Origin of the sequence: Alloalcanivorax xenomutans, from assembly GCF_032810065.1 — a bacterium.
GTDB lineage: Bacteria > Pseudomonadota > Gammaproteobacteria > Pseudomonadales > Alcanivoracaceae > Alloalcanivorax > Alloalcanivorax xenomutans.
The window spans coordinates 2046952-2060230 of the sequence record NZ_CP136538.1 but is presented as its reverse complement, the minus strand read 5'-3'; the positions used below and the strand labels follow the sequence as shown (position 1 = coordinate 2060230).

Sequence of the window (13279 nt, the reverse complement as noted above, 5' to 3'; positions counted from 1 at the left end):
CTGACAGGAGGTATGGACGATGAACTCCCTTGCTTCCGTGAGACCGCATTCAGATCCTTAACTGCAGCTTTCCCTGGAAAGACACCGGGCCTTCTGGCCCGGTGCCGGTGTGCATCGTATCGATGGCTTAAATCACCGAGATACCGCTTTGAACCCACAGTTCGCTGGGGTCGCCCTCCTGGCTGTAGACCACATAATCGGTGCCGTCCACGGTGGTGGTGCCAGCGTTCTGCCACTCCCCTACCAGTTCCACCGTGTCGTCCTGGTCACCGTCAATGAACAATACGTTGTCCGTATCGGTCATCGCGATCAGCGAGGCCAGATCAATGGATACCGTGTTGGCACCAGTACCGCCGATGGACAGATGCTCAATATTGTTGATCGTCGCCGGGTCGACATAGTCGGCCGCGAGACTGTCAACGAAATCGAGCGAAATGCCGTCACCGGTCAACAGCAGCGTATCCTCCCCTGCACCGCCGTCGAAGGTATCGTTACCCAGGCCTTCGTAGACCAAGGTATCATTGCCATCACCGCCGTTCAGGATGTCGTTACCGCTACCGCCGCGCAACCAGTCGTTTCCGGCATCACCGTTAAGGGTATCGTTGCCGTCATAACCATAGAGGCGATCGTCACCGGTGGTACCGTTCAGAGTGTCGTCTCCGGAGGTGCCGTCGGTAACGGGATTGTTCGCCGCGTTCAACAGGCTGAGCTCAGCCAGTTCAGTGATGCTGTCCGTGGCGGTCTGCCCGTCGAGGTCCTCCCCTGTAATGGTATAGCTTGGCAGCAATCCGAGATCGGTTCCGAGCAAGGCATCCGCCAGATAGATCGACGCCAGGAACTCGTTGATCGCCAGATTATCAATGGCGCCGCCGTCCGCCGCGGTGATCGTCAGTGTCGGTGTGAGATTGGGGGGCAGAAGACTGTAGTCGCTGAACTGGATATCCAGACCCAATTCATCAGCCAGCGCCTGAGACCAGTTCAGGGTCTGATCCCCCACTCCCAGCAGCCCGAGAATCTCGTTAACGCTCAACGCCGAAGACATCTCGATGGTTACCGATGCCAGATTGTTATTCGGGTCGTAAGCGGAGAACATCTGATGGTTGAGATCAAGCAGCCCAATCGCTTCCACGCCAACCAGTCCCAGCAGGCTGCCGCCCGCGACATTCACTACCGGACCGGAAGCATCGACGTCAAAGCCGACCGAATTGGAATCCGGCGAGACGTTGCCCGCCGCATCGGTGATCGTGGCGGTGGCGGTGTAGGTACCGTCATCCAGCCATTGGGCCACGTCCACATTGGCCGTACCCGCGGTCACCTCATCCGTGGTTACGGTGTGTTCAGCGGTGTAGACCGCGCCGCCGTCTCCGGTGAAAGTCAGAGTAATGACATCACCCGCCTCGGCGCCGGCAGGCAGTCCTACCTCGGCCTGCACCCCGTCCACCATTTCGTTGCTGTCGATGATACCGTCGGCGGCATCGGTGACGCTCAATGTCGGCGCATCCGGCGCAACGGTGTCCACCGTCACATCAAAGGCGGCACTCGAATCCGAGGTGTTGCCCGCTTCGTCCGTTGCCGTGGCCGTGAAGCCATAAGTGCCATCGGCCAGTGTGGGTGACGCGAAGCTCCAATTACCACTGGCGTCAGCCTGCACCGTGCCCACGGAAGCGCCATCCTGGAAAATTTCCACGGTGCTGTTGGCTTCCGCCGTGCCCCTCAGGGTCGGCGTGTCGTCATTGGTGCTGCCGCCGGTCAGTACCGGGTCGGTACCGGGATCCACATCGTCCAGCGCATCTTGGATGGTTGGCGTGGCTGGAGCCGAAGCATCCACGTTGATAGTGGCTGGGGCACTGGCGTTTCCGGCTCCATCCGTGGCGGTAACGCTCACTTCCGTACCGTCCGCCAACGGGGTATCCGGTGTCACGCTCCAGTTACCGTCGGCATCCGCTTCCACCGTGTAGTCCGGAGTGCCATCGCCATTGGTATCCACTTGAACGGTGCTGCCCGCTTCGGCTGTACCAGTAAGGATCGTTCCGTCAGTGGGCTCCACCGTCGGTGCCGCCGGTGCGGTGGTGTCCACCGTCACTTCAAACGCCGTACTCGGATCCGAGGTATTACCCGCCGCATCCGTTACCGTGGCGGTGAAGCTGTAGTCGCCTTCGGCCAGTTCGGTCGCAGGCGTAAAGCTCCAGTTGCCGCTGCCGTCGGCGGTAGCCGTACCGATCTCCGTGCCGTCCTGGAAGATCGCCACCGTGCTGCCCGCTTCCGCCGTACCGGTCAGGGTCGGCGTGGTGTCGTTGGTGCTGCCACCGGTCAGCACCGGATCGGTGCCCGGTGCCACATCGTCTTCCGCCTGGGTTATGACCGGCGCCTCTGGCGCGGCGGCATCCACGATGGCGGTGACCGGGTCACTGGTATTCCCCGCCTCGTCGGACGCGGTCACCGTGATCTCCGCACCATCCGCCAGAGGGGCATCCGGCGTCACGCTCCAGTTACCATCGGCGTCTGCTTCCACGGTGTAGTCCGGCGTACCATCGCCGTCCACATCCACGCCAACGGTGCTGCCCGGTTCGGCGGTACCACTCAGTTCTGTACCATCGCTCGGATTCACCACCGGCGCTTCCGGCGCGGTGGTGTCCACCGTCACTTCGAACGCCGTGCTCGGATCCGAAGTATTGCCCGCTGCGTCCGTGGCCGTCGCCGTGAAGCTGTAGTCGCCTTCGGCCAGTTCGGTGCTGGGTGTGAAGCTCCAGTTGCCACTGCCATCGGCGGTGGCCGTACCGATCTCCGTGCCGTCCTGGAAGATCGCTACCGTACTGCCCGCTTCCGCCGTACCGGTCAGGGTCGGCGTGGTGTCGTTGGTGCTGCCACCGGTCAGCACCGGATCGGTGCCCGGTGCCACATCGTCCACTGCTTCCGCGATGGTCGGGGCCGCCGGCGGCGTGGTGTCGTTCAGGTTTTCATCCACGGTGGTGGTGACCGGGTCGCTGGTGTTACCGGCTTCATCCGTGGCGGTAACGCTAACTTCCGTACCATCCGCCAGAGGCGCATCCGGCGTCACCGACCAGTTGCCGTCGGCATCCGCTTCCACCGTGTAGTCCGGAGTGCCATCGCCATTGGTATCCACTTGAACGGTGCTGCCCGCTTCGGCTGTACCAGTAAGGATCGTTCCGTCAGTGGGCTCCACCGTCGGTGCCGCCGGCGCGGTGGTGTCCACCGTCACTTCAAACGCCGTACTCGGATCCGAGGTATTACCCGCCGCATCCGTGGCCGTCGCCGTGAAGCTGTAGTCGCCTTCGGCCAGTTCGGTGCTGGGTGTGAAGCTCCAGTTGCCACTGCCATCGGCGGTGGTAGTACCTATCTCAGTGCCATCCTGGAAGATCGCCACCGTGCTGCCCGCTTCCGCCGTACCGCTCAGGGTCGGCGTGGTGTCGTTGGTGCTGCCACCGGTCAGCACCGGATCGGTGCCTGGCGCCACATCGTCCACCACTTCCGCGATGGTCGGGGCCGCCGGTGGCGTGGTGTCGTTCAGGTTTTCATCCACGGTGGTGGTGACCGGGTCGCTGGTGTTACCGGCTTCATCCGTGGCGGTAACGCTAACTTCCGTACCATCCGCCAGAGGCGCATCCGGCGTCACCGACCAGTTGCCGTCGGCATCCGCTTCCACCATGTAGTCCGGGGTACCATCGCCATTGGTGTCCACTTCAACGGTACTGCCCGCTTCAGCCGTACCGGTAAGCAAGGCCCCATCAGACGGCTCCACCGTCACTTCCGGCGCCACGGTATCAATTGTCACCGTGCCGGTGGCCGTGCCTTCGTTACCTGCGCCGTCGGAACCGGTAACCGTTACCGTGTAATCGCCATCCGTCAGCGCCGGCAGATCCCCATCAGCCAGTGTCCAGGTGCCATTGCCGTTATTGGTGGCCACATAGTCGTTGCCGTCCACGGAAACCACGATGCTGGCGTCCGGATCGTCCACGGTGCCGGTCAGTTCCGGGGTGCTGTCGTTGGTGACGACCGCATCCAAGGTCACTACCGGCGGTGTGGTGTCGTTCAGGTTTTCATCCACGATCGTGGTGACCGGGTCGCTCGTGTTCCCCGCCGGATCACTGGCGGTGACGCTCACTTCCGTGCCGTCCGCCAACGGCGCATCCGGAGTCACACTCCAGTTGCCATCACCGTCCGCTTCCACCGTATAGTCGGGCGTACCGTCGCCGTCCACATCCACATCAACGGTGCTACCCGCTTCGGCGGTACCGGTGAGTGTTGTTCCATCCGTGGGCTCCACCGTCGGCGCCGCCGGCGCGGTGGTATCCACATTCAGTTCGAACGCCGTGCTCGGATCCGAGGTGTTGCCGGCTGCATCCGTGGCCGTCGCCGTGAAGCTGTAGTCGCCTTCGGCCAGTTCGGTAGTGGGCGTGAAGCTCCAGTTGCCGCTGCCGTCGGCGGTTGCCGTACCGATCTCGGTAGCACCCTGGAAGATCGCTACCGTGCTACCCGCTTCCGCCGTCCCGGTCAGGGTCGGCGTGGTGTCGTTGGTGCTGCCACCGGTCAGCACCGGATCGGTGCCAGGCGCCACATCGTCCACCACTTCGGCGATGGTCGGAGCCGCCGGTGGCGTGGTGTCGTTCAGGTTTTCATCCACGATCGTGGTGACCGGATCGCTGGTGTTACCGGCCTCATCCGTGGCCGTTACCGACACTTCCGTCTCGTGGGCCAGCGGTGCATCCGGTGCCACCGACCAGTTACCATCGGCATCCGCTTCCACCGTATAGTCCGGAGTACCATCGCCGTTGATGTCCACTTCAACGGTACTGCCCGCTTCAGCCGTACCGGTAAGCAAGGCCCCATCAGACGGCTCCACCGTCACTTCCGGCGCCACGGTATCAATTGTCACCGTGCCGGTGGCCGTGCCTTCGTTACCTGCGCCGTCGGAACCGGTAACCGTTACCGTGTAATCGCCATCCGTCAGCGCCGGCAGATCCCCATCAGCCAGTGTCCAGGTGCCATTGCCGTTATTGGTGGCCACATAGTCGTTGCCGTCCACGGAAACCACGATGCTGGCGTCCGGATCGTCCACGGTGCCGGTCAGTTCCGGGGTGCTGTCGTTGGTGACGACCGCATCCAAGGTCACTACCGGCGGTGTGGTGTCGTTCAGGTTTTCATCCACGATCGTGGTGACCGGGTCGCTCGTGTTCCCCGCCGGATCACTGGCGGTGACGCTCACTTCCGTGCCGTCCGCCAACGGCGCATCCGGAGTCACACTCCAGTTGCCATCACCGTCCGCTTCCACCGTATAGTCGGGCGTACCGTCGCCGTCCACATCCACATCAACGGTGCTACCCGCTTCGGCGGTACCGGTGAGTGTTGTTCCATCGGTGGGGTCCACCGTCGGTGCCGCCGGCGCGGTGGTATCCACATTCAGTTCGAACGCCGTGCTCGGATCCGAGGTATTACCCGCCGCATCCGTGGCCGTCGCCGTGAAGCTGTAGTCGCCTTCGGCCAGTTCGGTCGCCGGCGTAAAGCTCCAGTTGCCGCTGCCGTCGGCGGTAGCCGTACCGATCTCCGTGCCGTCCTGGAAGATCGCTACCGTACTGCCCGCTTCCGCCGTACCGGTCAGGGTCGGCGTGGTGTCGTTGGTGCTGCCACCGGTCAGCACCGGATCGGTGCCTGGCGCCACATCGTCCACCACTTCCGCGATGGTCGGGGCCGCCGGTGGCGTGGTGTCGTTCAGGTTTTCATCCACGATCGTGGTGACCGGATCGCTGGTATTACCGGCCTCATCCGTGGCCGTTACCGACACTTCCGTTTCGTGGGCCAGGGGGGCATCCGGTGCCACCGACCAGTTACCGTCAGCATCCGCTTCCACCGTGTAGTCCGGGGTGCCATCGCCGTTGGTGTCCACTTCAACGGTACTGCCCGCTTCCGCTGTACCCGCCAATACCGAGCCGTCGGAAGGCTCCACCGTGACCTGCGGAGCCGCGGTATCCACGGTCAGATCGAAGGCAGGGCTCGGATCAGACACATTGTTCGACTCATCCGTCGCCGTGGCGGTGAAGCTGTAATCGCCATCAGCCAGGGCCGACGGCGCAAAACTCCAGTTACCGCTGGCATCAGCGGTGGCGGTGCCGATCTCCGTGCCGTCCTGGAAGATCGTTACCGTGCTGCCCGCTTGCGCGGTACCCGCCAGCACCGGAGTGCTGTCATTGGTACTGCCACCGGACATCACCGGATCGGTGCCCGGCGCCACATCATCTTCGGCCTGAGTAATGACCGGAGCATCAGGGCCGGTACCATCCGGGGCCATCGCGGTGACCGGTTCGGACTCGTTACCCGCTCCGTCGGTCAGAGTCACTTCCAGTTCTTCACCATCGGTTTGCGGTTCGGTCAGTTCGACGGTGAAGTTGCCATCGTCATCCACCGTGCCTTCGCCAATCACGTTACCGTCGGGATCCGTAATGGTGACTTTGCTTCCAGGTTCACCTTCGCCGGTGACGGTGGTGCCGTCACCACTCACTTCAACGTTGGTCGGCGCATCCGGCGCGGTGCTGTCCGGCGCGGTGACCTGGCCGGGTTCGGACTCATTGCCTGCCTCGTCGGTCAGGCTGACATCCAGTTCCTCGCCATCAACCTGCGGCTCGCTCAGCTCGACTTCGAAATCGCCTTCCGCGTTGGTTTGTCCTTCGCCGATGACATTGCCGTCGGAATCACGCACGGTGACCGTGGAACCCGGCTCACCTCGACCCGTCACCACACCCCCGTCACCACTGACCGCCAGGTCCGTGGGAGCATCGGGTGCCACGTTGTCGCCCCCGGATCCGCCGGAACTGGAGCCGGAAGAAGAGTCACTGATCAGGAATGCTGCCGCCGCGCCACCAACTGCCAGCGCCGCCAGTCCCCAGTCCCCGCCTCCCGAAGCGGCCTGGGCAAAACCGATGCCGCCCGCGCCATCGGATTGGCCAAGCCAGAGAACACCTTCGTCATCAAGAAGTTGAAGTTCGTTGGCCGCCTCTTCACCTTCATTGGCGGGATAGAAATTGGAGATGGTGACTTGCTCACCATTCTTGAGGGTAATGACAAGATCGTTACCCACCCGGCTGGTGAAATCGATCTGTTCAGGGCTGAGGGGCATTTGAACCACATTGCCGCCACCCATGAGCGACACAATGTCACTCCACGGTGTCTCCGTAACGGCGCCGCTGGATTTATCAATGATGGAAATGATTTGATCGGCCATTTTCCCACTCCTTCGGAACGCACGTTGCGAATTGTTTTTCTTCGTAACCGATGCGTTAGTCAGTGAAATCCGTTCATGACTTTTCGGCCGCCTGTACTAAAAAACACAGCGGAAAGCAGTGCCTAGCGAGCAGCCGATAACTGCGTCATAAGCTCTTCGGTTTTGACCACTTGTAGCGCAATCCATTTTGCGCGGCAATACGCCCTGGAGCCGTTCATTTCAGAAAACCTTGTTGCACTGCTTGAAGATCGGGCCAGGTCTGTCCCCTTTTTTTCAATAAGGAACGATGGCGGAAAGGCAAAATCCAAAATAGTGATCCACTGCATAAAATGCTTGATTAAGAAGGGATTGGGTCACAAAAAAACCCGGAACGACATCATCATTCTGCTCATGAAAAAAGCTTTTCCGGCACGAAGAAAGAACAAATAGTGCGTCAAGGAAGTAGCTGCGTCATTCTGGAAAATAACTCAAACTTTTTACAATTGGACCTCTGAAGAAGCTTGCCGGCAGGGGCTGTAAAAGCGGTTTAATGTCATTCGGGTCGCGCGAAGCAAGCACAGCCTGATCAGCTGCAAAATCGGCGGGCGCGAAGGCATAAGGTCACTTCACAAACCAAGCGGTATGGCAAGCAACTTGCCAATTATAGGATTCCGGCGGAGCATCGTCCGAGCCCTGCTCCAATGTTGTTCAACAAAGTGGCCTCCTCTATAAATGTGGAATGCCGATCTGCTGTATGCCTTCGAGGTACGAAACCGCATGACATCCGTACCGGACACCGTCCTTGCCGTCTGGCGCCACTGTCCCCGGGAAAGTGAACAGACGTTGATTCTTCCCGACGGCTGCCGGGATCTTGTTATCAGAACAACGGCGGCGGGCTCCGTGAACGGCTTTGTTTCCCCTTTGATGGATGTAACCCAGAGCCACGCTCATCCGGCCGGAGACCGGTTCGTGGGAATCCGCTTGGTTCCCGGCGCCGCAATTGATGAGGCCGGCTTGTTAAAAGCGCTTGCGGACTTACCCGAGGGGAATCTGACCGAGACCTTGTCGCTGGTCGATGCTTTTTGCCATCGCTCCCTTTCCTTGGCGGAAGCACTGGCGTCCCTCGCCCAGGGTCAACGCATCCTGAACTCAACGCGGTCGCTGGGCGTCTCAAGCAGAAGCCTCACGCGTCTGTTGGCCTCCCATACCGGCCGCCCTCCGATATGGTGGCGCAACCTGGCACGGGCACGACAGGCAGCCCGGTGTCTTGACGACGGCCGCTCATTGGCCGATCTGGCTGGAGACTTGGGGTTTGCCGATCAGGCGCATCTGTCCCGGGAGTTTCGCCGGTGGTTTGGCGTTCCTCCCGGTGCTTTCCGCTCGAATCCAACTCTGATCCGTAGCGTCCGCCACTCGGGTTTCGATGTTACGCTCTGATCAGCTTGAGGAAATCGGCCGGGGCGGAAGAACGCGGGCCATGGGAGAGTCATACAAAAACGCCCCGCGACGCGGGGCGTTTATAGAGGTATGGCGGAGAGGGTGGGATTCGAACCCACGGACGGTCTCCCGTCGGCGGTTTTCAAGACCGCTGCTTTCGGCCACTCAGCCACCTCTCCAATGGGCGCCAATCATACCTGAGACGAATTGGCAGTCAACGGGGAAAGATCAAGAAAATTGCTGTAACCCCGTGATTCGTTGGGAAAATCTTGATTTTGGCGCGGACGTCCCTATTATCGTGGATACACTTTGTTTTGTGAGCGATTGATCATGCGCAACCAACCGAATCCCTATGTCGCCCCGCACGCCAGCGGCGGAGCGGTAGTCAGCGGCGAACGCGCCGCCCAGGTGCTGAAAAACACCTATATGCTGCTGGGCCTGAGCCTGATCGTGGCCACCGGCGCCTCCGTGTTCGCCATGTCCACGGGCATGGGCTATATGAGCCCGATCCTGACCATCATTGTCTACTTTGGTCTGCTGTTCGCCACCAGCAAGCTGCGTAACAGCGCCTGGGGCATTCTGGCCGTGTTCGGTCTGACCGGTTGGCTGGGCTTCACCACTGGCCCGATCATCAACATGTATGCCCAGATCCCCGGCGGCATGGAAATCGTCAGTCTGGCCCTGGGCGGCACCGCCACCATTTTCGTGGCCATGTCCGCCATCGCCCTGGTGACCCGCAAGGACTTCAGCTTCCTCACCAACTTTATCATGGTGGGTATCCTGGTGGCGTTCGTCGCCAGCCTGGCGGCATTCTTCTTCAACATCCCGGCTCTGGCTCTGGCGGTGTCCGCCGCCTTCGTGATGCTCTCTTCCCTGCTGATCATGTGGCAGACCAGCGCCATCATTCACGGCGGCGAGACCAACTACATCATGGCCACCGTGACCCTGTTCGTGTCTATCTACAACCTGTTCCTGTCTCTGTTGCACCTGCTCAGCGCCCTCAGCGGCAACGATTGATGCAATTCAGTATCCTGGTGACCGCCGGGCCGGAAACGGCGGCGGCGGTCACCGCTCTCCACACCACCGAAGCGCTGCTGCGTTCCCCCTACTCCCTGTTTCGAGTCTTCTTCTACGGCGATGGCGTCCACCTGGCCAACCGGCTGATCCACCCGGGCCGTGACGGCGAAGCCGTGGCCAGCCGCTGGCAGTCCCTGGTCAAGGACAACGCCCTGCCCGCCCGGGTCTGCGTCGGGGCCGCCCTGCGAAGAGGCGTTACCGACGATACCGAAGGTCAACGTGCCGGTCTCAAGGGCAACAATCTGGCCGAGGGCTTTCAACTGGTGGGGCTCGGCGAGTGGGTGGAAGCAGCCCGCCACAGCGACCGGGTATTGCACTTTGGCTGATTCCATTCTGTACATACTGCACCGTGGCCCTCGGCATTCTCCGGATTGGCGGGAGACCCAGGAAATGATCCTCACCGGCGCCGCCTTTGGCCTCCAGTCCACGGTCTGGATCACCAACGGCGCCCTGCGCGCGCTCAGCCAGCTCGCGGCACCACAAGAGCAGTTGCAACAATTGCAGGCCTTCGCGGTGCGCTGCGTGGCCTCCGCCGAAGCCCTGGCCGAGCACCCCCTGGAAGGCGTTGAGCCGCTGAGCGCCGGCGACTTACATCATCTGCAAGACACGTCCGATCAGACCCTGGTGTTTTGACCATGCTGCATCTCATTGCTTTCGACGATCTGGACAGCGAGCAGGCGCGGACCTGCCTGGCCCTGTATCAACCCGGCGATCTGTGCGTGTTCGTCGACCACGGCCATCTGGTGGCGGCGGAGTTTCCGCTACAAGGTCCGGGCTACCTGCTCGGCCAGCCGCCGTTGCCGCCGGCGCGGCGCGCCGACCTGGAATGCATCGACTACGACCGGCTGGTGGCTCTGACAGCGGAATACGGCCCGGCCACAAGCTGGTATTCTTGATCTACCCTGTTTGATCTCACGCGAGTCCATCCATGAGCGAGCATGCCTTCGCCCCTTTCGTCCGAACCCTGGGACGCGGTAAGCGCGCCCGCCGCGGCCTGACCCGGCAAGAAGCCGCCGAGGCCATGGGGCATATTCTTCAGGGGGAGGTGACCCAGGCGCAGATTGGCGCCTTTCTCATGCTGCTGCGGGTCAAGGAGGAAACCCCGGAGGAACTGGCCGGCTTTCTCGATGCCTGCCGTCCGGTATGCAGCCACTATTTGATCGGCTTGCCGAAAGCCGATGTCGACTGGCCAAGCTACGCCGGCAAGAAAAAGCATCACCCCTGGTACTTGTTGGCGGCCCGGTTGCTGGCGCGCAATGGTGTGCGGGTATTCATGCACGGCGGGCCCGCCCATACGCCGGAGCGGCATTACACCGACGAGAGCCTGCGCAAACTCGGCTTCAAGCTGCCACGCACGGTGGCGGAAGCCGGCGAGCAACTGCACGATGAGGGCTTTACCTATCTGGGTGTGGAGCAGTTCTGTCCGCCGCTGAGCACCTTACTGATGCTGCGCTTTCAGTTGGGACTGCGCTCGCCGATCAACACGCTGTCGAGAAATCTCAACCCGGCCCAGGCCGCCCTGAGCCTGCAAAGTGTATTTCACCCCGCCTATCTGAATCTGCATCTTGAAGCGTCCCGCCTCTGCGGCGACCGCAATCTGCTGCTGTTCAAAGGTGAAGGAGGGGAAGTGGAAATCCGCCCGGACGCCCGCACCAGCATCGGCGGTCTGCGTGCCGGAGAGCCGGTGGAAGCCGTGCTCGAAGCCGCCCTGCCCCGGCAAACGCCGCCGGGCACCGTCTCCACCGACCATCTACGGGCGGTGTGGCGTGGCGAGGAAAGCGACGTTTACGGCGAAGCGGCGGTCCGGCAAACCGTGGCGACGACCCTGTGGGGTCTGGGTAAAGCGAAGGATCTGGAGGCCGCCACCAAGGCCGCTCAAACGTTATGGACGGAACGCAAACGCGACGCGCTGTAATAATAAATAGTCCAACAGTTCGTGCTCAGCAGCTTCCCGCGGATCGGAACGAAGTCGCCGTAGGAGCTTGCCTGCTGCCCGGAAGCCTAATTCGCTTGCAGGCAAGCTCCTACAGCCGCCTTGTAGCGATCCTCGAATTAGAATTCCCGGCGCATGCCGATATGGACCAGGACCGGTGGTCTCCAGGTTTGAGCGTCAGGCGTCCGGCGTCGAGCCTCCGGCCTCTCCGAACCAGCGATAACGCGGATGCAGGCTGACCACACTGCCGACGATGATCAGGGTCGGCGCATGCACGGTACGTCCCTCGATGGCCGCCGGCAGAGAATCCAACTGGCCGGTAATCACTTCCTGAGCGTCGGTGGTGCCCCGGGATACCAGGGCAATGGGGGTGTCCGGCGAGCGGCCGTGGGCCATCAACTGATCGCAGATTTCCTTTAGCCCCACCAGTCCCATGTAGAACACCAGCGTTTCCTGCTCCGCCACCAGGTTGGGCCAGTCCAGATCAACGCTGCCGTCACGGCGGTGGCCGGTGACAAAACGTACGGACTGGGCATGATCGCGATGGGTCAGCGGGATACCGGCGTAGGCGGCGCAGCCGGCGGCGGCGGTCACGCCGGGCACCACCTGGAAGTCGATACCGGCGGCCACCACTTTTTCCAGTTCTTCACCGCCGCGCCCGAAGATGAACGGATCCCCGCCCTTCAAACGGCACACCCTTTTCCCCTGGCTGGCGTAGTGCACCAGCAGATCGTTGATCTCTCCCTGGGGTAATGCGTGCTGATCACGGGCTTTACCGACGTACACTTTCTCCGCGTCGGCGCGGGCAAGCGCAACGATCTCCGGGGCCACCAAACGGTCGTACAGCACCACATCCGCCTTGGTCAGCAGATGATGCCCCCGGAAGGTCAGCAAATCCGGATCGCCAGGGCCGGCACCGACCAGATAAACCTCTCCCCGCGCCGCCGGCTGATTGCCGTCGATATTGGCCAGGGCACGTTCCAGGGCTTGTTCCGCCTCGCTTTCATGACCGGAAAGCACCTGCTCCATCAGCGGGCCATCCAGCTGCGCCTCCCAGAACGCTTCCCGCTGGCGGCGCCCTGGCAGACGCGCCGCGACGCTCTCCCGCAGACGGCCCAGGAAAGTGGCCAGCCGGCCCCAGCGCGCCGGCAGCCAGGCTTCCAGTTGATCGCGCAGACGCCGCACCAGCACCGGCGACGCACCGGATGAGGTGACCGCCACGAACAGCGGATCACGATCCACCAGAGCCGGGAAAACGAAGCTGCTGAGTTCGGGCCGCCCGACCACGTTGACCGGCAGACCACGGGCATGGCATTGCCCGGCGATACGCTGGTTCAGGGCATCATCATCGGTACACGCCACCACCAGCCGTGCCTGATCAAGATCGCCCTCTTGATAGACCCGCTGCCGGCAGTCGCCGCCGCCCTGCTCCACCAAAGCGCACAAATCGGTGCGCCATTGCGGCGCAATCAAACGCATCACCGCACCGGATCGGTGCAAAAGACCGGCCTTGCGCAGAGCGGTGTCACCACCGCCCACGATCACCACCGTTTGTCCGGTCAGTTTCAGACCAAGGGGAAGAAAATCCATCGTTAGCTGGCGCCCTTGTGTTGTGGAGC

The 13279-nt window shown here is 62.0% G+C and carries 8 protein-coding genes and 1 tRNA gene; 6 read left to right on the top strand and 3 right to left on the bottom strand.

Annotated elements, in window-relative coordinates; all coding sequences use genetic code 11:
• Positions 1–127: 127 nt before the first annotated feature.
• The gene (locus tag RYH70_RS09610; protein ID WP_317010115.1) at positions 128–7234 is read right to left on the bottom strand and encodes an Ig-like domain-containing protein; all 7107 of its coding nucleotides are present in this window, start codon (positions 7232–7234) and stop codon (positions 128–130) included.
• 711 nt (positions 7235–7945) lie between these two features.
• Between RYH70_RS09610 and RYH70_RS09605 the strand changes: the two genes are divergently transcribed.
• Positions 7946–8650 (top strand): AraC family transcriptional regulator, encoded by a 705-nt coding sequence (locus tag RYH70_RS09605; RefSeq protein WP_317010114.1) that lies wholly within the window; start codon positions 7946–7948, stop codon positions 8648–8650.
• A 91-nt stretch (positions 8651–8741) separates the two neighbouring features.
• Here RYH70_RS09605 and RYH70_RS09600 read toward each other — a convergent pair.
• Positions 8742–8829: transfer RNA gene (locus RYH70_RS09600), tRNA-Ser, on the bottom strand.
• Positions 8830–8980: 151 nt separating this feature from the next.
• Between RYH70_RS09600 and RYH70_RS09595 the strand changes: the two genes are divergently transcribed.
• The 5 genes from RYH70_RS09595 to RYH70_RS09575 are packed head-to-tail and all read left to right on the top strand — an operon-like array spanning position 8981 to position 11642.
• The gene (locus RYH70_RS09595) at positions 8981–9667 is read left to right on the top strand and encodes a Bax inhibitor-1/YccA family protein (RefSeq protein ID WP_022996411.1); all 687 of its coding nucleotides are present in this window, start codon (positions 8981–8983) and stop codon (positions 9665–9667) included.
• Complete coding sequence (tusD, locus tag RYH70_RS09590) at positions 9667–10053, top strand: sulfurtransferase complex subunit TusD (RefSeq protein ID WP_022996410.1); 387 nt, start codon at positions 9667–9669, stop codon at positions 10051–10053. The genes RYH70_RS09595 and tusD overlap by 1 nt, the downstream gene beginning before the upstream one ends.
• Positions 10046–10360 carry a DsrE family protein gene (locus RYH70_RS09585; RefSeq protein ID WP_158549030.1) on the top strand — a complete coding sequence of 105 codons (315 nt, stop codon included), beginning with the start codon at positions 10046–10048 and terminating at the stop codon, positions 10358–10360. The genes tusD and RYH70_RS09585 overlap by 8 nt, the downstream gene beginning before the upstream one ends.
• Positions 10361–10362: 2 nt before the next feature.
• A complete protein-coding gene (locus RYH70_RS09580; RefSeq protein WP_163127287.1) occupies positions 10363–10623 on the top strand; it encodes a hypothetical protein in 261 nt (86 codons plus the stop codon).
• Between the two features lie 32 nt (positions 10624–10655).
• Positions 10656–11642 (top strand): glycosyl transferase family protein, encoded by a 987-nt coding sequence (locus tag RYH70_RS09575; protein ID WP_317010113.1) that lies wholly within the window; start codon positions 10656–10658, stop codon positions 11640–11642.
• Positions 11643–11837: 195 nt separating this feature from the next.
• Here the strand turns inward: RYH70_RS09575 and cysG are convergent, their stop codons facing one another.
• Entirely contained in the window at positions 11838–13250 is a 1413-nt protein-coding gene (gene cysG / locus RYH70_RS09570) for a siroheme synthase CysG (protein ID WP_317010112.1), read from the bottom strand.
• Positions 13251–13279: the final 29 nt, after the last annotated feature.